Genomic DNA, 24920 nt, shown 5'->3' on the forward strand with positions numbered 1-24920 from the left:
CGTTCTATAGGCTGCGGGCAATAGCCTGCACTTTGCAGCGGGCTGTTGCCAAAATGTTCACGCACAACTGGGCATAGCTGATGCCCTCCGCTTTGGCTGCCATCGGCACCAGCGAGTGGCTGGTCATGCCAGGAGAGGTGTTCATCTCCAGCAACCAGGGACGATTTTGCTCGTCCAGCATAAAGTCGGCACGGCCCCAGCCTTCACAGCCCAGCGCATTAAAGGCGCGGACCGACAAATCCTGGATGTGGGCCGTCAATTCAGGCGACAAATCCGCCGGGCAGAAGTATTGGGTTTCGTCCGAGTAGTACTTGTGCTCGAAGTCGTAGTTACCCTGGGGCGCCACAATATCGATGACGGGCAAGGCGCGTGCCTGCTCACCCTGGCCGATAATGGGCACCGTCAGCTCGCGACCACGAATGAATTGCTCAGCCAGCACAACCGTGTCGTAATGCATGGCGGTTTCAAAGGCGGCGACCGCCTGATCGGCACGGTCCACACGCACGACACCGACCGTAGAACCTTCGTGGGGCGGCTTCATGATCAGCGGTACGCCCAGACGCTCCACTGCCCCAGCAACCTGGCTGACATGATCCAGCTGCGCAAAGCCGGGGGTTGGCAGACCCAGGTGCTGCCACACATGCTTGGTCATGATCTTGTCCATGGCCAGGCTGGAGGCCATCACACCGCTGCCGGTGTAAGGGATGCCCAACCATTCCAAGGCTCCCTGCAACGTGCCATCTTCGCCGTAACGACCATGCAAAGCGATAAACACACGATCAAAGCCAGCCTGCGCCAGTTCGGTCAATCCTTTCTCGCCCATATCGAACAAATGCGCGTCCACACCCATGCTACGCAGGGCTTCATGCACACCTTGACCGGACATCAAGGACACTTCCCGTTCGGCGGACTTGCCGCCGTACAACACGCCGACCCGACCAAAATCCGCAGTCATGCCATTTCTCCCAGTTGAGCAGGAATCCGGCTGATGGACCCTGCACCCATTACCAACACCACATCGCCGTCACGGACAAAGTCCAGTACGGCTTGTGCCATATCGCTGATTTCGGCCACGAAAATGGGTTCGACCTTGCCGAGCACACGCACTGCGCGACTCAAGGCTCGGCCATCGGCGGCCACAAGGGGGGCCTCGCCAGCGGGATACACTTCTCCGAGAAGAACCGCATCGGCCTGGCTGAGCACCTGCACGAAATCTTCAAAGCAATCACGGGTACGCGTATAGCGGTGCGGCTGGAACGCCAACACGATCCGGCGATCTGGCCAAGCACCCCGTGCGGCCGCCAAGGTAGCAGCCATTTCGACAGGATGGTGACCATAATCGTCAACAACGGTAAACGTGCCGCCGCCTTGCGACTGGGGAACCGGGAAGTCGCCCACCAGGGAGAAACGACGGCCCACACCGGTAAACTCTTTCAGACCGCGGGCAATGACCTCGTCGCTCACGCCCAGTTCCGTGGCCACGGCGATAGCCGCCAAGGCATTGAGTACATTGTGTTTTCCGGGCAGGTTCAGGCACACGGACAACAAGGGAAGGTCGCCGCTCGCCCCCTTGCGCTGCACATCAAAACACATGGTGGTACCACGGCTTTCAATGTTGACTGCACGTACCTGAGCCTCCGTATCAATGCCATACGTGGTGACAGGGCGCGATACAAAAGGAATGATTTCGCGTACATTGGCATCGTCGTTACAGACGATGGCACTACCGTAGAACGGCAGACGGTGTGTGAAATCGATAAAGGCGCTTTTCAGTCGGGCCACATCATGACCATAGGTATCCATATGGTCCACGTCGATATTGGTGATGATGGCCATCACCGGCAACAGGTTCAGGAACGAAGCGTCGGATTCGTCGGCTTCCACCACGATGTAATCGCCCTGCCCGAGTCGGGCGTTGGCACCGGCTGAATTCAGGCGCCCGCCAATCACAAAAGTCGGGTCCAGATCGGCGGCCCCCAGCAAACTGGCCACCAGACTGGTGGTGGTGGTCTTGCCGTGAGTACCGGCCACCGCAATGCCGCGCTTCAGGCGCATCAGTTCAGCCAGCATCAGGGCGCGAGGCACGACAGGAATGCGCGCAGCACGAGCAGCCAGCACTTCGGGGTTATCGCCGGCAATCGCGGTCGATGTGACGATCGCGCCCATGCCGGCGACGTTTTCCGCCTTGTGGCCGATAACAATACGGGCGCCAAGCTGCTCCAGGCGACGAGTGACCGCCGTTTCTTGAATATCGGACCCACTGATGGCAAAGCCCAGGTTCAGCATGACCTCGGCAATGCCGCTCATGCCCGAACCGCCAATCCCTACAAAATGAATACGTTGAATGCGGTGTTTCATCTCACCCTCCTTGCCGCCTGCTGACATGCTTCGGCAATTTGCTGCGTGGCATTCAACTGTGCATGTTCTTGCGCGTGGCTGGCCACACGACTTAACTCTTCACGATCCAGCCCTTGCAACCACTGTGCAAGCCACTGGGCCGTCAACTCCGATTGTTTCTTGAGCCACGCGCCCGAACAGTCGCTCAGATAACGGGCGTTGGCTGTCTGGTGGTCGTCAATGGCATGAGGTAGCGGCACAAACAGGGCGGCCACCCCGATGGCGGCAACTTCGGCCACCGTCATGGCGCCAGCTCGGCAAATCAGCACATCAGCCTCTTTCATGGCCTGCGCCATGTCACCAATAAAGGCAGTGCACTCGGCCTGCACCTGATGCTGTGCATAGCGTTGTTGCAAGCTGTCCAGATGCTGCTGGCCGGACTGATGCGTGATCTGCGGGCGCTGCTCGGGCGGGATCAAGGCCAAGGCCTCGGGTACCACCTGGTTCAGCGCGGCGGCCCCCAGGCTGCCACCCACCACCAACAGGCGCAAGGGACCGCTACGTTTGGCATAGCGTTCAGCGGCAGGGCCTTGACCCACGAAGGCGTCCCGCACCGGGTTGCCGACTGTCACCGCACCGGGCAAGGCGCCGGGAAAACCGGTCAGCACGCGGGTCGCCATTTTGGCCAGATAGCGGTTGGCCGTTCCCGCCACCGCATTTTGCTCATGCACCACCAGCGGGCGACGCGACACAAAGGACATCAGCCCCCCCGGAAAGGCGACATAGCCGCCCATGCCCAGCACGACATCCGGTTTGGCTTGCTGCAGACAGCGGTGCGCCTGCCAGCAGGCACTGAGCAAGGTAAAGGGTAAGGAGAGCAACGCTTTCACGCCTTTGCCTCGTAATCCGGAAAATCGCAGAGGCAGCATTTTAATCCCATGCTGAGGAACCAGGCTACCTTCCATACGCTCTGGATGCCCCAGCCACAGCACGTTCCAGCCGCGCTGCTGCATGGCCTGTGCCACGGCCAGACCAGGCATGATATGCCCGCCCGTGCCGCCTGCCATGATCAGAATGGTTGGCGTGCTCATGTGCGCTTACCTCGCATCATTTGCCGGTTCTCAAAATCCACCCGCAGCAACAAGGCAAAGGCCATCAGATTCATTACAATCCCCGAGCCGCCATAACTGACCAAAGGCAAGGTCAGCCCTTTGGTCGGCAACAGACCCAGCACCACGCCAATGTTGATGAAAGCCTGCACGCCAAACCACAAAGCCACGCCTTGGGCAACGATGCCGCTAAAAAGACGATCCATTGCACTGGCCTGGCGGCCGATATTGAAGCTGCGCCAGACCAGAAAGCCAAAGGTCAGGATCAGGGCGGAAACACCCACAAAACCCAGTTCCTCGCCTATCACGGCAACGATAAAGTCGGTATGCGCTTCAGGCAGGTAATGCAGCTTTTCCACGCTAGAACCCAGGCCCACCCCAAACCATTCGCCACGACCCAGCGCAATAAGCGAATGCGACAGCTGATAAGCACTGCCATAGGCGTTATCAGGATTCCAGGGGTCCAGATAAACGAAAAGCCGCTCCCGACGCCAGGGAGAGAGCCAGATCAGCAAAAGAAAACTGCTGACCAGTATGCCCAGCAACGCCGAGAACAACTTGCCATTGATTCCGCCGATAAACAAAATGCCCACGGCAATGGCCACAATCACCATGAAGGCGCCCAGATCGGGCTCCATCAGCAACAGAACCCCCACCAGGCCCAAGGCCACAGCCATAGGCAAAAAGCCCCGCACAAAGGTTTGCAAATGCTGCTGCTTGCGCACCGTGTAATCGGCGGCGTACAGCACCATGGCTACCTTCATCAGTTCCGAGGGCTGGAAGTTGATGATGCCCAGGGGCAACCAACGGCGCGCCCCGTTCACCTCACGACCAATGCCGGGAATCAGAACCACCAGCAAAAGAAAAATGGAAAATGCAAACAGGGGGACGGCCAGCTTCTGCCAGACCCGCATGGGTACGGTGGCCGTGAACATGGCCAGCACCACCCCAACCACAATGAACAGAGCGTGGCGAATGACAAAATAGTAGCGGCCGTAGCTTTCATAGCGTGGTCCGTCTGCCAGAGCGATCGAGGCCGAGTACACCATCAGCAGCCCGAACAGGGTCAGCATCAGCGTGGCCGCCAACAAGGGGCGATCAAACACGGGTAAAGCCGTACGTCCAGGGCGAACGGCATTGACACCCGAGGTCAGCTCAGCAAACAGACTCATGCCAGCTCTCCTCTATCCAGAGCCATTTCAGTGACTGCCGCCACAAAGCACAGACCACGATGGTGATAGCTCTTGAACATATCCATGCTGGCGCAGGCAGGCGACAGCAACACCACATCACCCGAACGCGCTTGCCCGGCGGCAGCCTGCACGGCCGCTTCCAAGCCCTCGCAAAAACGATGAGGAATATCGTGGGCCTGCAAAACAGCAGCGATCAATCTGGCATCCTGGCCGATCAAGAACACCTCTGCCACGCTATGCTTGGCGGCCATCGCCAAAGGTTCAAAGTCCTGCCCCTTGCCCAAACCTCCCGCAATCAGCCAGACACGCTGATCAAAGCCACGCAGGGCAGCAACAGTAGCGCCCACATTCGTGCCTTTGCTGTCGTCCAGATACTGAACGCCATCGAGCACACGTACCAGCTCCACGCGATGAGGTTCGCCTTGATAGGTGCGCAGGCCATTGAGCAGCTCGGCCCAACCCAGCCCCAGGCAGCGGGCCAGCAAAAGGGCGGCTTGTGCATTCAAGGCGTTATGACGACCCTTGATCTGCAAGGCCTCAACCGGCATCAGCCGCTTTAGGCCCCCTTTGCCACGAACAGTTCCTGCCGCGGCTGCGTGACGTTTTTTCAGGCCGGTGGCGGGCAGCTCAAAATCGGTAGGCTCGTTGGCCACCAGCCATTGCATGCCACCATCGGTCTGCAAGCCCAGATCACCCAGCAACACGGGCTTGTCCAGCCCAAAGCTGCGCACGGATTCCTGACTGGCATCGGGAATCATCGCCATGACGACAGGATCGTCACGGTTGACCAGAGCCACATCGCACATGCCATACAAACGCTGTTTGGACTGAACGTAGGCGTCCATGCCGCCATGCCAATCCAGGTGATCCTGGGAAATATTCAACACGACCGCCGCATCGGCCCGCAGACTGAACGTGCTATCGAGCTGGAAGCTGGACAACTCAAGCACCCACACTTGGGGCAAAGCCTGACTTTCCAGAGCATCGCACAAGGCAGTCAAGGCAGCAGGGCTGATATTGCCCACGGCCCGCGCAGAGATACCGGCTTGCTCCAGCAAGTGGCGTGTCATGGCTGTAACGGTGGTTTTACCGTTGGTGCCGGTCACGGCGAGCACGCGGCTTTCCTGCCCTTGATCGGCCAGGTCCTTCAAGGCCCGAGCAAACAGCTCGATCTCGCCGATGATCTCGATGCCACGCTCCCGAGCCTGAGCCAAAAAGGCGGCCAGGGTGGGCTCCAGCGGCGACAGACCGGGACTGAGCACCAGCGTGTGTACATCCTTCAGGCTTTCGGTTTGCAAGGCCTGCGTGCCCAGACGCACATCCAGCGGTTCGCGGCTCAGCGCCTGGAGCGTGTCCAGACCCTGCACCGTTTCACGCGTATCCGCCAAACGGATACCGGCTCCCTGGGCCAAGCACCAGCGAGCCGCAGCAAAGCCGGTCTCGCCTAACCCGAGGATAAGCATGAGACCGTCTTTGCGGATCGAAGGAAAACTCAGGGCATTCATCGCAATTTCAATGTAGACAGACCAATCATGACCAGCATCATGGTGATGATCCAGAAGCGGACCACCACCTGGGTTTCTTTCCAACCGCTGACTTCAAAGTGATGATGCAGCGGTGCCATCCGGAATATTCGCCTTCCCTGCCCGTAGCGCTTCTTGGTGTATTTGAACCAGGTCACCTGCAGCATGACCGACAAGGTTTCGACCACAAACACGCCACCCATAATGAACAGCACAATTTCCTGGCGTACGATCACGGCAATCGTGCCCAGCGCTCCGCCCAGGGCCAGTGCCCCTACGTCACCCATGAACACTTGCGCGGGATAGGCGTTGAACCACAGAAAAGCCAGACCTGCACCAGCGATGGCCGCGCAGATCACCAGCAGTTCGCCCGCGCCGGGTATATAGGGAAACAACAGATATTTGGAGTAGTCCACCCGACCGACAACGTAGGCAAAAATACCCAGGGCGGAACCCACCAGCACGGTGGGCATGATGGCCAGCCCATCCAGACCATCGGTCAGATTGACAGCGTTGCTCGAGCCCACAATCACCGCCCAGGTCAAGACCACAAAACCGAGCACACCCAGCGGGTAACTCACAGACTTGAAAAAGGGCACGATCAGGTCAGCCTGAGCTGGCAGGGACATGGTGAAACCGCTCAAGACCCATTCTTTGAACAAAGGCCACAATTCGGTATTGGCGGGCACGGACACGGCAAAGCTCAGGTACACAGCCGCGATCATGCCGATCAAGGCTTGCCAGAAAAACTTTTGCCGAGAGGACATGCCCTCGGGGTCACGGTTCACCACTTTCTTGTAGTCGTCTGCCCAGCCAATCCAGCCAAAACCAAAGGTCACCAGCAAAACGACCCATACAAAACGATTGGTCCAGTCTGCCCACAACAGGGTACTGATACCGATGGAAATGAGAATGAGCACACCGCCCATGGTGGGGGTGCCGTTCTTTTGCAAATGCGACTCGGGGCCATAGGCACGCACAGCCTGACCAATTTTCAGCTCAGTCAGCTTGCGAATAACCCAGGGACCCGCCAACAAGCCAATGGCCAGGGCGGTTGCGCTGGCCAAAATAGCACGCAGGGTGATGTACTCAAACACCGCGAAGGCGCGAATATGATCGTCCGAGAGCCAGCGTGCCAGTTCAAGAAGCATGGGTAGCCCCCTCGTTACGGGAGAAGTGGCTCTCCAGCGCAGCCACCACGCGCTCCATGCGGGCGCTGCGCGACCCCTTGATCAGCACATGGGACGGCTCCAGGGCCAGCAGGTAAGACACCATGTCTTCCAGAGTTTCGAACTGATGCGCACGCGCGCCAAAGGCTTGGGCGGCATGACTCGCATCGCCTCCCAGGGTCAGCAACTCATCCATGCCCCGCTCTTTGGCATAGGCACCCACTTCGGCATGCAGTTCGGAGCTGTTGTCACCGATCTCGGCCATATTGCCCAGCACCAGCACCTTGCGTCCTTTCAGTTGGGCCAGCACATCAATCGCGGCACGTACCGAATCCGGGTTGGCGTTGTAGGTATCGTCAATCAGTTGATAACCGGAGGACAGTTGCTTGGGCTGCATGCGGCCCGTTACAGGACGGAAGCTCTCCAAGCCTTGCACAATCGCAGTCAAGGGAGCACCGGCGGCATGTGCACATGCCGCTGCGGCCAAGGCATTACGCAGATTATGAATACCAGGGCTGTGCAGGGTCAGGGCCGTAGACTGGCCGGCCACGTGCAGCACAAAGCGGGTTTGAGCAGGTTCGACGAACATGTCCGCCGCAAAAACGGTTTCCTGGCCGCTGAGACCAAAACGCAATACAGCGCGCGCCCCTGCCCGTTCAGCCCACATGGCGCTAAACGCATCGTCATCCGGAATGACCAAGGCACCATCCTGAGGCAGCGCATCAATGACAGCGCCGTTTTCACGCGCCACCGCTTCCACGCTGTGCATGAACTCCTGGTGTTCGCGCTGGGCATTATTAATCAGAGCGATCGTGGGCCGTACCATCGCGGCCAGCACGGCGATCTCACCGGGGTGGTTCATGCCCATTTCAAGCACCGCGGCTTTATGCTCGGCACTCAGGCGCAGGATGGACAGGGGAACGCCCAGATCATTATTCAGGTTGCCGCGGGTGGCCAGGCTTTCCGACTCGCCCAGCCAGGCACGCAAAATCGCAGCAATCATTTCCTTGGTCGTTGTCTTGCCATTGCTGCCGGTCACGCCGATCATGGGAATGTCAAAACGCGAACGCCACTCGGTGGCCAGACTCATCAAGGCACGACGGGTATCGCCCAGCACAATTTGCGGCAGGTCCACACCAGGATCACGCTGCGCCACAATCGCCGCAACGGCACCCTGCTCCTTGGCTTTTTCCAGATAGCGGTGACCATCAAACTGCTCACCACTCAGGGCCAGAAACACCTCGCCTTTGCTCAGGCTGCGCGAATCCGTGCTCAAGCGTACGCCACGCAACCACAGCAAGGCGGCTTTCGCCCAGTCAGTGTCATCAAACACCGAGCGCTCGCCTTGTACTTCCTGATAGGTTTCATGGCCTTTGCCGGCCAGCAATACGATATCTTCCGGGCTGGCCGCCCAGATGGAGGACAGAATGGCACGGGCGCGATCCATTTGTACCGCTGGCGCCTCTGGCATGCCGGCCACAATCTGGCGAATGATCTCGGCGGGGTCTTCAAAACGGGGGTTGTCTGTGGTCACCAGCACGCTGTCGGCCAGACGGGCCGCCACCTCGCCCATGATGGGACGCTTAGTGGTGTCGCGATTACCGCCACAACCAAAGACACAAATCAGCTTGCCGCCGCGCACACGGGCGACGTCGCGCAGGGCTTGCAGGGCGCGCTCCAAGGCATCGGCCGTGTGGGCATAGTCCACCACAACCAGCGGCAAGGGCGAACGACCCGCCGTGCTCTTGGGTGTCACGATCTGCAAGCGGCCGGGAACCGACTCCAGCTTGTCCATGATGCGAGCGATCTTGGACACAGGCCAGCCCACTTCCTGCAGCACACCGGCCACCAGCAAGAGGTTGGCCACGTTATGCTCACCGAGCAGATGGGTGAGAATCTGGGCGGTGCCATGAGCAGTGACCAGATTGAATACCTGGCCATCAGCACCGGTATGCACGTCCTGTGCCAGCAAATCCACATCGGGCTGGCTCATGGAGTAAGAAATCACACGCGCAGCCAGACCGGCCTGCATCAACTCACGGCCCATTGCATCATCAGCATTTACCACAGCGCTGCGCAAACCGGGCCAGCTGAACAGACGCAATTTGGCCTGCTTGTAGGCTTCCATGCTGTGGTGATAGTCCAGATGATCGTGGGTCAGGTTGGTAAACCCGGCAATATCAATACGGACACCATCCAGACGACCCTGCTCCAGACCGATGGACGAAGCTTCCAGCGCAACGGCATTGCCGCCTTGGGCACGAATAGCGGCCAGGCTACGGTGCACGGTCAATACATCCGGAGTAGTCAGGACACCCCCCAGATTGGAGCCATCGGGCAAGGTCACGCCCAACGTACCAATGGTGCCGCAAGGCACTTGAGAGTGATTCAGGGCGGAAGCCACCCACTGCACGGTCGATGTTTTGCCATTGGTGCCGGTCACAGCCACCACAGTCATGGCCTCGGAAGGACGTCCCCACCATTGGTGGGCCACTTCACCGAGCAAGGCGCTCAGGTTGGGGACCTGCAACACAGGCACGCCAGGATCGACAGTCTGATCGCCCTGCTCGCGCACAATGGCGACGGCCCCCTGCTGCACAGCCTGAACTTCATATTCACGACCATCCCCATGGTAGCCACGGCAGGCAAAAAACGCGTCACCCGCCTTGATCTGGCGGGAATCCAAACACAGATTGGCCGTGGGCGCGACATGCTGCGCCAGCCACTCCAATATTGCTGCGGCGTTCATCGTACATTCTCCGTACCGGGGCCAACAGCCACCAGCGAATCTATGGGCGCATCAGGCTGGACACCTAGGCGTCGCAAGCTCCGGGCCACAATTTCTGAAAAAACAGGCGCGGCAATACGCCCGCCGTAGTAGTTGGAACTATGGGGCTCGTCAATGGTGACGGCCACGACAATACGAGGATCGGAGACAGGCGCAAAACCGACAAAAGAGCCGCGATACAAGGACTTGCTGTAGCGTCCGTCCACAATCTTGCGCGCTGTACCGCTCTTGCCGGCTACGCGATACCCCTGAACCTGAGCCAGACGGGCGCCTGCCGGGCCGGCCGCGGCCTCCAGCATGGCACGCACTTCCGCAGCGACTTTGGGGGTGTAGACCTGAACACTGGCCGGTTTGCCTTCACGCTTGAGCAAAGTCATGGAGACCATGTCGCCATTACGCGCAAACGCCGTGTAGGCGTGGGCAATCTGCAGCAGGGAAACAGACAGGCCATAGCCATACGACATGGTGGCGCGTTCAATCGGACGCCAGCGCTCCCAGGGACGCAGCCGCCCACTGGCAATGCCCGGAAAATCGGCCTGAGGAGAACGGCCAAAGCCCAGCTCGGTAAACTTGTTCCACATTTCCTGCGAGGTCAGCCGCTCGGAAATCATGGTCATGCCAATATTGCTGGAACGACGCAAAATGCCGGCCGCATCCAGCATGCCGTTATTGCGGCTGACGTCGCTGATCACGCTGCCCTGATACCGATACTGGCCATTGCCTGTATTGAACTGGGTGGAGGTCGTGATGCGGTTGATGTCCAGCGCCAAGGCGACGGTGAACGGCTTCATGATCGAGCCGGGCTCAAAGGTGTCAGTCAGGGCACGGTTACGCAGGGCCGGACCCTTGCGGTCATCCCTGTCGTTGGGGTTGTAGGTAGGCAGATTCACCAGGGCCAGAATTTCCCCGGTTTTGACGTCCATGACCACGGCAGCCGCGGCATTGGCCTTGACGTCCTCCATCCCTTTTTTCAGTGCGGTGTAGGCATCAAACTGCAGGCCGGCATCAATCGACAAATGCAGGTCCTGGCCGTGAGTAGGCGGGATGATGGCGCGAACGTCTTCGACGACACGACCCAGACGATCCCGAATCACACGGCGCGAACCCGGTGTGCCCGACAAGGCGGAGTTGAAGGCCAGCTCAATACCTTCAATGCCTTGGTCCTCAATATTGGTAAAGCCCACAATGTGCGCCATCACATCCCCTTCGGGATAGAAGCGCCGCATTTCTTCCTGCTGGTGGATGCCCGGTATTTTCAGTTCCGCAATCTGGGCGGCAACGTCCACGTCCACTTGCCGCTTGATATAGACGAAATTGCGGTCCTCAACAGACAAACGGCGCTCGATATCGGACTGGCCCATACCCAGCAGCTTGGCCAGTTGACCGATCTGCTCGGGCTTGGCATTGCGGGCATCATCGGGAATGGCCCAAATAGCCTTGACCGGCACACTGGAGGCCAGCACAACAGACCCGCTACGGTCAAAAACCTTGCCACGCATGGGCGGCAGCACCTGGGTGCGCTCATAACGGCGCTCACCCTGCTGCTGCAAAAATTCGGTGGACAGGCCCTGTAAGTACAGGGCTTTGACGATCAATGCCCCAAAGCCCAGAAATAAAAGAACCAGCACCAAACGTGAGCGCCAGAACGGAATCTGCACGCTCAGGACGGGATTGTCGTGATAGCCGAATCGTCTCATGGGCGCCCCCCGGGCTGCGCCTGATTCGAACTCAACTCACCGCCTTGCAAGTAAAGCGTACGCTCCGGGGAGCTAAGCACCAGACCCAGCTCGTTGCGGCCGATGTCATCCACCCTGGCGTTACGCGCCAGTTCGGCACGCTCCAATTGCAAGCGACGCCAATCCGTATCGAGCTCACGGGCCTTGGTGACCAAACGATCGGTTTGCACGAACAGCTCGCGCGCCTGATAGCGCGCCGTCACCAGGGAGATGGCCGACAGCATCAACACCAAAGAAAGGGTGATGACCAGGCGCATCATCGGCGGCCTCGCTTGCCAGCAGGCTGACGGCGGTAGGCGGCCTGTTGCAGCAGACGATCACTGGCGCTGCGCATCCAGTCCTGGGGAATGGGGGTAGCGGTGCGTTGCACCACGCGTAGTACCGCCGAGCGGGCTCGGGGATTGTCGCTGGACTCCTCATCCGTGGGCAGGATTCTGCCCAGCGACTGCACCAACGGTTGGGGCAAGTCTTTTTCAAGAATGGGTAGACGTGACTGTTCCTGCGCAGGGCGCGCAGCCGCGCTCATGAACTGTTTGACCATACGGTCCTCCAGCGAATGAAATGCAATCACCGCAAGCCTGCCACCCGTCGCCAATCGACTCAGAATTGACGGAAGCGCGTGCGCGAGCTCTTCGAGCTCACGATTGAGGTAAATCCGTATAGCCTGGAAGGTCCTGGTTGCCGGATGTTGACCCTTTTCGCGCGTGCGGACGACACCGGCGACGAGCTCGGCGAGATCACGCGTTGTATGTAGCGGGCGGGATTGGCGGCGATCAACAATCGCCTTTGCAATCTGGAAAGCAAACCGTTCTTCGCCATATTCTGCAATGACCTCCTTTAAATCTTCCACGCTGACGTCGGCCAGCCACTGTTCAGCGGTCAAACCGCCGCTGGTATCCATGCGCATGTCCAAAGGACCTTCACGCATGAAAGAAAAACCTCGTTGCGCGTCATCGATCTGAGGCGATGAAATGCCCAGATCCATCATGACGCCCTGCAATGGACCTGCATCCAGTTCATCCAGCGCCTGGGCCAGATCACCAAAACCACTATGCACCACCGTCACGCGGCTATCTTGTGCGGCCAGCTCCTGGGCCACGGCAATGGCCTGCGGGTCCTTGTCGATCACAATCAGGCGCCCCTGAGGACTTAGGTGCGACAGCAACAAGCGGCTGTGCCCACCCCGACCAAACGTGCAATCTACGTACACACCATCGACCTGCCCGTGCAGTGTGGGGTTTTGCGCCCAGCGCCGAGCCTCAAAGGACGGATCCACGAGGGCCGCCACCGTAGGCTCCAGCAGCACGGATCGATGTACCAGCGTCATGACTTACTCAGAAAGAAAAAGTGTCGAATACGTCTGTGGAGTTCTCTGCCAGATCCTGGGCCTGTCGGCGTTCCAGTTCCTGCGCATTCCACAACTCAAAATGGGTGGCCATACCCAGCAACATGGCGTCGCGCTCCAGACCAACTGCCGCGCGCAGTTCGGGAGCGATCAATATCCGACCAGCGGAGTCCAGATCAACGTCCTGAGCACTGCCCAGCAGCAGGCGTTGCAAGAAACGGGCACTCATGGGAAAGCGGGCAATCTGTTCGCGCTTTTCTTCCCACACACTGCGCGGATACACCAGCAAACAGCCGTCGGGATGGCGAGTGAGGGTCAGGCGGCCTTGTTCCTGCTGCAAAAGCGCGTCACGGTGCCGGGTCGGAATAGACATCCGCCCCTTTGCATCCAGTGTGAGTGCGCTGCTGCCTTGAAACACTTTTTCCCCCACTTTTTTACACTATTTCCTACTTTTCCCCACTCTACGGGGGAAAGCCTTTGCGGTCAAGGCAGTGGTTGCAATTTTTTCAATCACAACAAGCACTTAGCGCACTACCCAAGAAGTGGCTAAAAAAAAATACTGAGTGAAATCAAGAAATTGCAGGGCGCATTAAAAGTGAATTGTTATAAAAACGCGCACGAGCGACTCTTGCCAAGGATTCATCGTCCTTAACAATTGCTTTCAAATGTGCGAAATCGGAGCAATTGGCAGCGCAGGCCGTAAGAAGTGTGAGACAGGCCTATAGGCCGGATTCTGTATGCCAGCGGGATTCCACTGGCCGGCAATCATTCCTCTGGACCGACCATTGCTGGCCGGTTCTAGCTACCTACCCGCATACTGAGACGAGCCGCCTCTCGGGCTAAAAGCCTGCGTATGCCTATTTGGTATTGCTCCGGGTAGAGGTTACCGCGTTTCACCCCACAGCACTTTGCACCGGAGTGCAAGAAAACACGGAAGTCGCCGTATCTGTGCCTGCTTGCGCAAGCCCTTGCTGTGGTCTCGTCTCTGTGGCCCTGTTCCTCGGCTCATCTGGCGTGGCGCCACACTTGCCGGACGGCTGTTAGCCGCTACCCTGCTCTATGGAGTCCGGACCTTCCTCGATGCTTGCGCACCGCGACTGCCCAGCCTGCCTCACAGATGCATTGTAACCTGCGACAATAGAGAAATTCGCAGGACGCGCTGTTTTATCTGGAGTCTTATGTCCACCAATCTGATTTCCCTGACCGATGCCCAGCTGGCATTCGGCCACCATGCTTTGCTGGACCACGCCGATCTGGTCATTCAAAGCAACGAACGTATCGGCCTGATCGGACGCAATGGTGCTGGCAAATCATCGCTGTTGAAAATTCTGGACCAACGTCAGGCTCCCGATGATGGGCAAGTCAAACGCCTGGGCGGTTTGAAAGTGGCAACAGTCGAGCAAGAGCCCGAGCTGGACCCCACTCTCAGCATTTACGATTTACTGTGCGGAGATTTCACCGAAACCGAGGACTGGCAACGCCCGGCGCGTGTCAACGCCCTGATCGACAAGCTGGGCTTGAACCCGGATGCGCTCGCCGGCAGCCTGTCGGGCGGGCAGCGCAAACGCGTGGCCCTGGCCAATGCTTTGGTCAATGAACCCGATCTGCTCTTGCTGGACGAACCCACCAACCATCTGGACTTTGACGGCATTCTTTGGCTGGAACAACTGCTGCTGGACTTTCGCGGCAGCGCCGTCATCATTACCCACGATCGTCGTTTTCTGGACGTGGTGGCGACACGTATTGTCGAACTGGATCGTGGCAAGCTGTTTAGCTTTCCCGGTAACTTCAGCCAATGGCAGGAACGCAAGGCCGAGTACCTGGAAGCAGAAAAGCAACAAAATGCCAAATTCGACAAATTTCTGGCTCAGGAAGAAGTCTGGATACGCAAAGGTGTGCAAGCACGCCGCACCCGCGACGAAGGCCGGGTACGACGCCTGGAACAACTGCGTCGCGACCGGGCCGAGCGACGTGAGCGCTCGGGAGACGTCAAGTTCGCCATATCTGAAGGCCAGCGCTCGGGCAAGCTGGTTGCCGAGTTGCAGGACGTCACACACGGCTACGATGACCGCATCCTGATCAAGAACTTCTCGACCGTACTGATGCGCGGTGACCGCATAGGCCTGATCGGCCACAATGGCGCGGGAAAAACCACCTTGCTACGCATCATGCTGGGGCTGCAAGAGCCCAATTCGGGCACCGTGCGCCACGGCACCAAGCTCAATATCGGCTATTTCGATCAGATGCGCAGCAACCTGGACGAAAATGCCACGCTAGCCGATACCATCAGCCCAGGCAGTGAATGGGTGGAAATCGGCAATCAGCGCAAGCACATCATGAGCTATCTGGAAGATTTCCTGTTCCCGGCTGCCCGCGCGCACTCCCCCGTGCGCAGCCTGTCCGGTGGCGAGCGCGCCCGCCTGGCTTTGGCCCGCATGTTTGCCCAGCCTACTAATGTATTAGTACTGGACGAACCGACCAACGATCTGGACATCGAAACCCTGGAGCTGCTGGAAGACCTGATTCAGGATTACACGGGCACCGTGCTGCTGGTCAGCCACGACCGTACCTTTCTGGACAACGTGGTCACCCAGGTGATTGCGGCCGAAGGCGACGGCCATTGGGGCGAGTATGTGGGTGGTTACGACGAGTGGCTGGCACAACGTCCGCAAGCCAAAGCCGAAACACCCGCAGCCAGCGCGTCAACTCCCGCCGCTGCAGAAAAGCCTGCTGCTGAGCGCAACAACAAGGCTAACAAGCCTGGCCGTCTGGCCCCATGGGAAGAAAAGGAACTGGAAGCTTTGCCCGAGAAGATTGCGGCTATAGAAAGCCAGCAAGCCGAACTAGCGGAGCAACTGAGCGCACCGGATCTGTATAAAGATGGCTCTGCCCGAGCCGACGAGATCAACCAGCAACTGGATCAGCTCAACACTGACCTGGAGCAGTTATTTGAGCGTTGGGAAAAGCTGGAAGAAAAGCGCTTGGCCAGCTAAAGGGAGACAGTGGAATCAGGGATTCAGCCCGGTAAAACCGAACTGATCTTCTGGTTCCTCCTCAACCCGGGCAATGCGCTGACAGTCGACCATGATCGGTTCAAGTACCGTGCAACAACACGGCAGAACCTCGCCTGGGCCGACATACGCCAAGGGCTGCTCTTTATAAGCAACCTTTCCATACACAAGAGGAATACGGCAGGAGCCGCAATAGCCGCTCCTGCATTGGTACTCAACCTGATGGCCGGTTCGTTCCAAACCTTCCAACAAAGTTTCGCCGTCCCGCAACTGAAAGTCATGATCAGTTGTCCGGACTTGACTCATAACTCGATACCGTCGAAATCGCCAGCCGACACGGCCGAATCGATCTGGCCGACCAGGTACGAGCTCAATTCCACCTCTTGAGGTGCCACCTGCACGGTGTCCGAGGACAGCCAGGTGTTGATCCATGGAATGGGGTTGTGCTTGACGGACTCAAACGCAGGCTTCAGGCCCACTGCACCCATGCGGATATTGGTGATGTACTCCACGTACTGCCCCAAAATATCCTTGTTCAGGCCAATCATGGAGCCGTCGCGAAACAGATAGTCCGCCCACTGCTTCTCTTGCTCGGCCGCATCCTTGAACATGGCAAAGCAAACTGGCTCCAGCTCACGGGCGATCTGCGCAAACTCAGGATCATCACTGCCCGAACGCATGATATTGATGATGTGCTGTGTACCTGTCAGGTGCAGCGCTTCATCACGCGCAATCAGACGAATGATCTTGGCATTGCCTTCCATCAGCTTGCGCTCGGCAAAAGCAAATGAGCAGGCAAAGCTGACGTAAAAACGGATGGCCTCAAGAATATTGACGCTCATCATGCACAGATACAGCTTCTTCTTCAGCTCGTAAACGCTCAGCTTGCGGGTTTGACTGTTGATCTGGTGTTCACCCTCACCCAACTGGGCGTACAGCATGGTGTCGCTGATCAAATCGTCGTAGTACGAGGAAATATCGGCGGCACGCAGCTGAATGTTCTCGTTGCGCACGATGTCATCAAAAATAACAGACGGGTCATTGGCAATATTGCGAATGATGTGCGTGTACGAGCGCGAGTGGATGGTCTCGGAAAAAGCCCAGGTTTCAATCCAGGTTTCCAGCTCAGGAATCGAGACCAGCGGCAGAAACGCCACGTTGGGGCTGCGGCCCTGGATGGAGTCCAGCAAGGTCTGGTACTTCAGATTGCTGATGAAAATGTGCTTTTCGTGGTCGGGCAGGTTCTGGTAGTCGATCCGGTCCTGAGTGATGTCCACTTCCTCTGGACGCCAGAAGAAGGACAGCTGTTTTTCAATCAGCTTTTCAAAAATCGGATACTTTTGCTGGTCGTAGCGAGCCACGTTCACCGGCTGTCCAAAGAACATGGGTTCCTTGAGCTGATCGTTATCCGTTTTCGAAAAAGTACTATAGGTAGTCATGATGCTCTTTACCCTTGCTTAGATCTTGCACGCACCACCTGCGCAACCGTCGTCCTCGACTTCGCCATGCGAATCATCGGCACCGTCGCGCGTGTTGTGGTAGTACAAGGTCTTCACACCATATTTGTAGGCCAGCAGCAAGTCCTTGAGCAGTTGCTTCATCGGCACACGGCCACCCTCGAACCGCTGTGGGTCATAGTTGGTGTTCGCAGAGATCGACTGGTCGACAAACTTCTGCATCACGCCAACTAACTTAAGGTAGTCCTCGTTACCGGGCATTTGCCACAGCAACTCATACTGATCCTTATATTTTTCAAACTCGGGCACGACCTGGCGCAAGATCCCGTCCTTGGACTGCTTGACCGAGACCAGACCACGTGGAGGCTCAATACCGTTGGTGGCATTGGCGATCTGGCTGGAAGTTTCCGACGGCATCAAGGCGGTCAGGGTCGAGTTGCGCAGGCCATGCTTGACGATGTCCGCACGCAAGGCCTCCCAATCCAAGTGCAGCGGCTCGTTGCAGATACCATCCACATCTTTCTTGTAGGTATCGGTTGGCAGCAAACCGGCGGCGTACGTCGTTTCATCAAAGGCCGCGCAAGGACCATACTCACGCGACAACTGTACCGAAGCCTTCAACAGGTAGTACTGGATGGCTTCGAAAGTGCGATGGGTCAGACCCAGCGCGGCGGGATCAGAATAGCGGGTCCCGTTCTTGGCCAGGTAGTAGGCGTAGTTGATCACGCCAACTCCCAGGGAGCGGCGCTTGTTGGTCGCATTGAGGGCTGCCTTGACCGGGTAATCCTGGTAGTCCAGCAGCGCATCGAGCGCGCGCACGATCAGCTCGGACAGACCATCGAGCTCGTCCAGCGACTCCAGGGCGCCCAGGTTAAACGCAGACAGGGTACACAGTGCGATCTCACCCTCGGGATCGTTCAGATCGTTCAAGGGCTTGGTCGGCAGCGCGATTTCCATGCACAGGTTGGACTGGCGCACCGGTGCGCGATCTGCCTGGAACGGGCTGTGGGTATTGCAGTGGTCTACGTTCTGAATGTAGATGCGGCCGGTGCTGGCCCGCTCTTGCATCAGCAGAGAGAACAACTCGATGGCCGGTAAACTGCGCTTACGGATGGCGGGGTCCTGCTCGTACTTTTCGTACAGACGCTCGAACTCGTCCTGATCGGCAAAAAAGGCGTCATACAGCCCGGGAACATCATGAGGCGAGAACAGCGTAATGTGGCTGCCCTTGATCAGGCGCTGATACAGCAGACGGTTGATCTGCACGCCGTAATCCAGATGGCGGATGCGATTTTCTTCCACACCCCGGTTGTTCTTCAGAACCAGCAGGGTTTCCACTTCCAGGTGCCACATGGGGTAGAACAAGGTTGCCGCGCCACCACGCACGCCGCCCTGCGAGCAGGACTTCACGGCAGCCTGGAACATTTTGAAGAAAGGCAGGCAGCCCGTGTGCTGGGCTTCGCCCCCCCGAATCTCACTGCCTACGGCACGAATGCGGCCGCCGTTGATACCAATGCCGGCACGCTGGGAAACGTAGCGCACAATGGCGCTGGTCGTGGCATTGATGCTGTCCAGACTGTCATCACACTCGATCAGCACGCAGGAGCTGAACTGACGGGTGGGGGTGCGCACCCCCGCCATAATGGGCGTGGGCAGGGAAATTTTGAACTGCGATACCGCATCGTAAAAACGCTTGATATAGCTCAGGCGGGTTTCAGCGGGATAGCGGGCAAACAGGCACATGGCCACCAGCATGTAAAGAAACTGGGGGCTTTCGTAGATGCGCTTGGTCACGCGGTTCTGGATCAGGTACTTGCCTTCCAGTTGCTTGACGGCACCGTACGAGAAATTCATGTCACGCCAGTGATCCAGATGAGCGTCCAGCTCGTCGAATTCGGCGCGCGTGTAATCTTGCAGCAGATGCGGATCGTAGCGACCTTCCTTGGTTTGAAGGGTGACGTGATCAAACAGGCTTGGTGGCTCGAACTGGCCAAAAGCGATCTTGCGCAGGTGAAAGATCGCCAGGCGCGCAGCCAGGTACTGATAGTCGGGTGTTTCTTCAGAAATCAGATCCGCAGCCGACTTGATGATGGTTTCGTGGATATCGCTGGTGCGAATACCATTGTAGAACTGGATATGGGAACGCAGTTCCACTTGAGAGACTGACACATTGTTCAAACCTTCAGCGGCCCAATCAACCACCCGGTGAATCTTGTCGAGGTTAATAGGTTCGGTACGGCCATCTCGCTTGGTGACCATTAACTGTTCGGTTGATTGCATTTCAGTCTCGGAAATCGATGGTGAGTGACGCAAGACGCGGCTTTTGCAGCCGCCAGCGTCATGTGATGCACACCATATATAGTGTGATATTGCCGCCATTCTACTACATATAGCGGATTGAGCGAATAGTGGTTTTATCATCGCACGGCAGATTTTGGGGCAGGAACATGCAACCAAACTTTGCGCGATTAACAAATTTTACTGCGTTTGGAACTCTTGGACGCAGCGCAGCAAGGCCTCGCCATAGGCCTCTCTTTTGCGCACCCCGATGCCTGTAATCGGCTCCAGATCAGCTTCTGAGCCTGGGCAGCGGATCGCCACCTCTCGCAAGGTCGCATCGTGGAAAATAACGTAAGCCGGCACCCCATGCTCGCGCGCGATGGCAGCCCGCCAGGTACGCAAAGCCTCGAAACGCCTTTGTTGATCCGGGTCCAGCGCCGGACCGGCAGGTGCCTGGCCCTTGACTCGATGCGCCGCCGGTCCCCGTGTTACGGTTTCGCGCCGCAGCATCAGGGTGCGTTCCCCCTTGAGCACCTCGCGGCTGGCTTCGGTCAGCAGCAAAGTGCCATAACCTTCCGGATCAACCGTGACCAGACTGTGGGCCAGCAGCTGACGCAACACGCCTCGCCAGGCCTGATCGGTCAGGTCTTTGCCCACCCCGAAGACCGTCAGCTTGTCATGCTCGTGCTCCTTGACCCGATCGGTCAGCTTGCCCAGCAAAATATCGATCAAATGCCCTGCGCCGAAACGCTGACCTCGCTCGCGCCACAGCCTGTAGATCGTGGACAACATTTTCTGAGCCGCCACGGTGCCGTCCCAGGCCTGCGGCGCTTCCAGGCATGTGTCGCAATTGCCGCAAGGCTCGATGTGCTGATCAAAATAAGCCAGTAAGCGCTGGCGGCGGCAGGAAATGGTTTCGCACAGACCGAGCATGGCATCGAGCGCCTGCCCTTGCTGGCGGCGGTGGGCTGCATCGCCCTGTGACTGGTTGATCATGCGATGCAGTTGCACCACGTCTTGCAGGCCATACGCCAGCCAGGCGGTTGCCGCTTCCCCATCGCGCCCTGCCCGCCCGGTTTCCTGGTAATACCCTTCCACCGATTTGGGCAGATCAATATGGGCCACGAAGCGCACATCGGGTTTATTGACACCCATCCCGAATGCAATGGTCGCCACCATGACGACCCCTTCCTCACGCAGAAAGCGAGCCTGGTTGATAGCCCGTTGCTGCGCATCCAGCCCGGCATGATAGGGCAAGGCATGGATACCGTTTTTACACAGAAATTCCGCCGTATCTTCCACCCGTGAGCGCGACAGACAGTACACAATGCCTGCGTCTCCTGCGTGCTCTTCCTGGATAAAGCTTAAAAGCTGTTTGCGCACCTCGTTTTTTTCAATGATGCGATAACAGATATTGGGGCGATCAAAACTGGCGACAAAATGCCGTGCCTGTTCCAGCTTCAGGCGCTGGGCAATCTCCACCCGTGTCAACTGGGTAGCCGTCGCGGTCAAGGCAACGCGCGGCACGCCAGGCCAACGCTGGGCCAGCAAATCCAGTCCCAGGTACTCGGGGCGAAAGTCGTGCCCCCACTGGGACACGCAGTGGGCCTCATCAATGGCAAACAGGGAAATCTGGCCCCGAGCCAGCAAGTCCAAACAACGATCGGTGAGCAGGCGCTCTGGCGCCACATACAATAGATCCAGCTGCCCGGTCAGGAACTCGCGCTCGACCTCACGGGCAGTCTGCCAATCCTGGGTGGAATTCAGATAGGCGGCATTCACACCGAGTTCAGTGAGCGCATCCACCTGATCCTGCATCAGCGCAATCAGTGGAGAGACAACCACGCCAGTGCCGGGGCGCACCAAGGCGGGGATCTGATAGCACAAGGACTTGCCGCCACCGGTAGGCATCAGGACCAGGGCATCACCGCCCTGGATCAGGGTCTCGATAATCTCGTGCTGAGAACCACGAAAACTGTCATAACCAAAAACTTCCTGAAGAACCTCAAGTGCTGACTGGGCCATGCCGCCTGCTTAAAAAATCGGAATAGAAAAACGCAGCGCGATGTTCGACTGACGACTTTCCAGATGACGGCGGGCCTGCAAACCCACCCTAAGGTGGGGACTGTACCAGAACTGCTGCGTGACCCCAAGGTAGCGATTCTCCCCACCGGCTACGACCTGCTGTACCTCGTACTGGGTCTTGACCTCGCCCCAGCCGCGCAAGGGCACGGACAGGCCCAGCATTTGCCGACTACTGGCCGCCGCCACCTTCATGCCTTGATAACGACTCAAATCCAGAAAGTTATCCTGGTAGCGCTCACCCTGCCATTGCAGGTGCAAATCGCCCAGCACGTCCAAACCATAGGCCGCTTGATAGCGCCAGCCCTGCCCTACCGAATGGGAGGCCTTGGCGACACTGGCCTGCCACACCCCAAAATCCGGCGAGCGATAGGTCGCCCCCAAACCTGTCAGGCCGAAATCTCGCGCGCTTTCCATTTGGGTGTCAAGACTGGTTCGGCTGGTCAGATCAGTACTGACCATGAGACTGCTGGCCGTAGACCCATACACAAGATCGCCATTATCCTGCTTGCCGCTCATATCCAGCGCACCGATCGCCAGCGCGTAGCGCCAGGGCCCCGCGGGGCCCTGCTCGAACTGCTGGCTGATATTGACACCACCCAGCTCCACGGGTCGCGCCCAGTCCGGAGCCGTCACCGTATCATTGCCCAGCGTCAGCTGCAGGCCCTCTCCATTCACATAACGCCAATTGCGCTCGCCAAACTGCCAGACCTGATCCGGCGCACTGCTTAGCCAGCGTGCGCTCCAGATGGGCGAGGACTGCTGGCTATATTGAATGGACCGGGCCAGACTGGCGGTCTGGGAGCCGCTCAGGCTGAAGTCGGCAAAAGAAAAATCCATGGACGAGGCAGGACTGAGCAGATCCTGGTCGCCCTGACGATGCCATAGGGAGGCATCAAAAAACGGCTCCACGGGCGGAAGCTCCTGAGCCTGAATCGCCGGCGCATCGTCCACCCCGTACACACGGGTTGCGGACAGATTTTCCAGCCCGACACGAGCTTGCGCCGTGGCCAATGGAACAGCGAACAGCATGGCAAGACCAACAACCAGCCCGCCTGCCAAACCTCGCTGGCAAGCTTTTATACGCATGATGAATGTCACAAAAAGAGTTTAGCGCCGGGCATCCAACATCACTTCGCCGCTCGCATCCAGCGAGCGTTTGATGGCAGAGTACTTTTCCAGCACAGCAGATTTATAGACTACACCAATCAGCCGTCCCGAGCCGTCACCATTCAATACAGGCAAGCGCTCTCCGGCAAAGTTCACAAAGTGCTCCTGAGCCTCGTCCAGACTCATATTCGGGTACAGCGTCTTGACGAAATCCATACGCAAAATATCACCGACCACGCGATCCTGCGCAGCGTTGTCGTCCAGCAACATCCGGGTCAGGTCAGGCTGTGCAATCACCCCTTGATAAACCTGCTCCTCGTTGACCACGTACAAATAACGCACCGGGTAATCGAGAAACATCTGCAAGGCATCACGCATCTGGGTCGTGGTGCTGACCACGGTATCGGCCGGACGCACCAGCTCAGCCAGGGTCGTATGACGCAGTTTGTGCCGCAGCAGGGCATCTCGTTCGCGCACCAGCGTCACTTCATACATGGCCACCTCAGCCACGCCGCGCGACACAAAATAGGCCATGACACAAGCCACAATCAAGGGCAGCACCAACTGATAGCTCAGCGTCATTTCAAACAGCATCAGAATGGCCATGAACGGGGCACTGGTTGCTGCGCCCAGAAATGCACCCATTCCCACCAGGGTGAAGAGGTACAAAGGCAAGTCCAGACCGGGCAATACCAGCAAGATCACCTGCCCGAACAAAGTGCCAAAGGCGGCCCCTACAAAGATGGCGGGTGTAAAGACCCCGCCCACCGCCCCGGAGCCGACGGTCAGCCCCGTCGCCAGCACCTTGAACACCAGGATAAGCAAAACGCTATACCAGGCCCAGTCGGTGTGCAGCATGGAGGACACAACGCTGAAACCGTTGCCAGCCACGCGCGGTATGGCTATTAGCAAGAACCCCAGCAACAGACCGCCCAGGGCCAGGCGTAGCGGCAAACCCAGCCCAGTACGTTTGAAGAGCGTGCGAAACAGATTCAGCAGCTTCAGGAAGGCCGGGGCTGCCAGACCGATCAATACGCCCAGCAGCAGAAACGGCAGGATGTCCCAGCCTGCCACTGCCTGCACATTCACCATTTCATACGGAGCATGGTAACCACCGAGCATGCGCATGGTCAGGTGGGCACTGACGGCTGCCATCAGCAACGGACCAAAACTGCTCATGGTCATGGTACCCAGCACAATCTCGGCCACAAATACCGCCCCGGCAATCGGCGCACCGTACGCAGCGGCCACACCGGCCGCCGCGCCACAGGCCACCAGCAAGCGCAGGCGAGCCTCGCTGAACAGGGTGAAACGACCAATGGCTGACGCGGACAAGGATGCCAAATGCACCATGGCCCCTTCCCGGCCAATCGAGCCGCCCGACGCGACCGTCATCAGGGAGGACAGGGAGCGCAGCAAACCCTGCCGGATCGACAAGCGACCATCGCCAATGGCTACCGCTTCCATATAGTCCGAATTACTGCCCGAGGGCAGCCGTCCGGCCAGCCACAGCAACACGCCTGCACAAAGGCCACCCACCGTGGGAAAGAGCAGGCGCATGTACCAGCTCAAACTTTCGGTCACGGCCACGATGCCGCCATGCTGTCCGGCAACCACTTGCTGAACGAAGCGCATACCCTGATGGAAGGCCAAAGTGGCCAAGGCTCCCAGAATACCGGCCAGAACCGCCCAGGCCAGCATGGCAGGCATGTCGGACAACCACTTGAATCCCTGCAAACGCTTGCGCATCGACAGTACAGAATGGGCAATCATAAAAAAG

At 58.3% G+C, this 24920-nt stretch carries 18 protein-coding genes and 1 other RNA gene; 1 reads left to right on the forward strand and 18 read right to left on the reverse strand.

From position 1 onward, the window contains the following. Window positions 1-4: 4 nt before the first annotated feature. The 12 genes from V6936_RS09720 to rnpB all read right to left on the reverse strand — a co-directional run bounded on the left by V6936_RS09720 (window position 5) and on the right by rnpB (window position 14313). Window positions 5-955: a D-alanine--D-alanine ligase gene (locus tag V6936_RS09720; protein ID WP_003803545.1), complete on the reverse strand. Its 951-nt coding sequence runs from the start codon at window positions 953-955 to the stop codon at window positions 5-7. After that, window positions 952-2358: a UDP-N-acetylmuramate--L-alanine ligase gene (gene murC / locus V6936_RS09725; protein WP_003803547.1), complete on the reverse strand. Its 1407-nt coding sequence runs from the start codon at window positions 2356-2358 to the stop codon at window positions 952-954. The genes V6936_RS09720 and murC overlap by 4 nt, the downstream gene beginning before the upstream one ends. Next, on the reverse strand, window positions 2355-3428 hold the full coding sequence (murG, locus tag V6936_RS09730) for an undecaprenyldiphospho-muramoylpentapeptide beta-N-acetylglucosaminyltransferase (RefSeq protein WP_003803549.1): 1074 nt from the start codon (window positions 3426-3428) through the stop codon (window positions 2355-2357). The genes murC and murG overlap by 4 nt, the downstream gene beginning before the upstream one ends. Beyond that, window positions 3425-4618 carry a putative lipid II flippase FtsW gene (gene ftsW / locus V6936_RS09735; RefSeq protein WP_003803551.1) on the reverse strand — a complete coding sequence of 398 codons (1194 nt, stop codon included), beginning with the start codon at window positions 4616-4618 and terminating at the stop codon, window positions 3425-3427. The genes murG and ftsW overlap by 4 nt, the downstream gene beginning before the upstream one ends. Beyond that, window positions 4615-6144 (reverse strand): UDP-N-acetylmuramoyl-L-alanine--D-glutamate ligase, encoded by a 1530-nt coding sequence (gene murD, locus V6936_RS09740; RefSeq protein ID WP_059318688.1) that lies wholly within the window; start codon window positions 6142-6144, stop codon window positions 4615-4617. The genes ftsW and murD overlap by 4 nt, the downstream gene beginning before the upstream one ends. After that, window positions 6141-7313 (reverse strand): phospho-N-acetylmuramoyl-pentapeptide-transferase, encoded by a 1173-nt coding sequence (gene mraY / locus V6936_RS09745; RefSeq protein WP_003803555.1) that lies wholly within the window; start codon window positions 7311-7313, stop codon window positions 6141-6143. The genes murD and mraY overlap by 4 nt, the downstream gene beginning before the upstream one ends. Beyond that, a complete protein-coding gene (gene murF / locus V6936_RS09750) occupies window positions 7303-10080 on the reverse strand; it encodes a bifunctional UDP-N-acetylmuramoyl-L-alanyl-D-glutamate--2,6-diaminopimelate ligase MurE/UDP-N-acetylmuramoyl-tripeptide--D-alanyl-D-alanine ligase MurF (protein WP_003803557.1) in 2778 nt (925 codons plus the stop codon). Before murF ends, mraY begins: the two co-directional genes overlap by 11 nt. Beyond that, entirely contained in the window at window positions 10077-11816 is a 1740-nt protein-coding gene (locus V6936_RS09755) for a peptidoglycan D,D-transpeptidase FtsI family protein (RefSeq protein ID WP_003803558.1), read from the reverse strand. The genes murF and V6936_RS09755 overlap by 4 nt, the downstream gene beginning before the upstream one ends. Then, window positions 11813-12115 carry a cell division protein FtsL gene (gene ftsL / locus V6936_RS09760; protein WP_003803561.1) on the reverse strand — a complete coding sequence of 101 codons (303 nt, stop codon included), beginning with the start codon at window positions 12113-12115 and terminating at the stop codon, window positions 11813-11815. Before ftsL ends, V6936_RS09755 begins: the two co-directional genes overlap by 4 nt. Further along, complete coding sequence (rsmH, locus tag V6936_RS09765) at window positions 12112-13182, reverse strand: 16S rRNA (cytosine(1402)-N(4))-methyltransferase RsmH (protein WP_131071319.1); 1071 nt, start codon at window positions 13180-13182, stop codon at window positions 12112-12114. The genes ftsL and rsmH overlap by 4 nt, the downstream gene beginning before the upstream one ends. A gap of 7 nt (window positions 13183-13189) precedes the next feature. Beyond that, a complete protein-coding gene (gene mraZ, locus V6936_RS09770; protein WP_003803565.1) occupies window positions 13190-13618 on the reverse strand; it encodes a division/cell wall cluster transcriptional repressor MraZ in 429 nt (142 codons plus the stop codon). 288 nt (window positions 13619-13906) lie between these two features. Continuing rightward, window positions 13907-14313: RNase P RNA component class A (gene rnpB, locus V6936_RS09775), an RNA gene on the reverse strand. 65 nt (window positions 14314-14378) lie between these two features. On the opposite strand from rnpB, the gene V6936_RS09780 reads away from it, so the two are divergent. Further along, entirely contained in the window at window positions 14379-16193 is a 1815-nt protein-coding gene (locus tag V6936_RS09780) for an ATP-binding cassette domain-containing protein (RefSeq protein WP_131071318.1), read from the forward strand. Between the two features lie 15 nt (window positions 16194-16208). Here V6936_RS09780 and yfaE read toward each other — a convergent pair whose 3' ends face one another. From yfaE to V6936_RS09810, 6 genes are all read right to left on the reverse strand, one after another. Next, window positions 16209-16517: a class I ribonucleotide reductase maintenance protein YfaE gene (gene yfaE / locus V6936_RS09785; protein ID WP_003803568.1), complete on the reverse strand. Its 309-nt coding sequence runs from the start codon at window positions 16515-16517 to the stop codon at window positions 16209-16211. After that, on the reverse strand, window positions 16514-17650 hold the full coding sequence (gene nrdB / locus V6936_RS09790; RefSeq protein WP_219235703.1) for a class Ia ribonucleoside-diphosphate reductase subunit beta: 1137 nt from the start codon (window positions 17648-17650) through the stop codon (window positions 16514-16516). Before nrdB ends, yfaE begins: the two co-directional genes overlap by 4 nt. An 18-nt stretch (window positions 17651-17668) precedes the next feature. After that, the gene (nrdA, locus tag V6936_RS09795; RefSeq protein WP_003803571.1) at window positions 17669-19948 is read right to left on the reverse strand and encodes a class 1a ribonucleoside-diphosphate reductase subunit alpha; all 2280 of its coding nucleotides are present in this window, start codon (window positions 19946-19948) and stop codon (window positions 17669-17671) included. Window positions 19949-20146: 198 nt separating this feature from the next. Beyond that, on the reverse strand, window positions 20147-21973 hold the full coding sequence (gene recQ / locus V6936_RS09800; RefSeq protein ID WP_003803573.1) for a DNA helicase RecQ: 1827 nt from the start codon (window positions 21971-21973) through the stop codon (window positions 20147-20149). A gap of 9 nt (window positions 21974-21982) precedes the next feature. Further along, a complete protein-coding gene (locus V6936_RS09805; RefSeq protein ID WP_059318685.1) occupies window positions 21983-23119 on the reverse strand; it encodes a hypothetical protein in 1137 nt (378 codons plus the stop codon). 21 nt (window positions 23120-23140) lie between these two features. Beyond that, complete coding sequence (locus V6936_RS09810; protein ID WP_003803577.1) at window positions 23141-24913, reverse strand: ClcB-like voltage-gated chloride channel protein; 1773 nt, start codon at window positions 24911-24913, stop codon at window positions 23141-23143. Window positions 24914-24920 lie beyond the last annotated feature (7 nt).

It is taken from the genome of Alcaligenes sp. CHO6 (assembly GCF_037120595.1).
GTDB classification, from domain to species: domain Bacteria; phylum Pseudomonadota; class Gammaproteobacteria; order Burkholderiales; family Burkholderiaceae_B; genus Alcaligenes; species Alcaligenes ammonioxydans.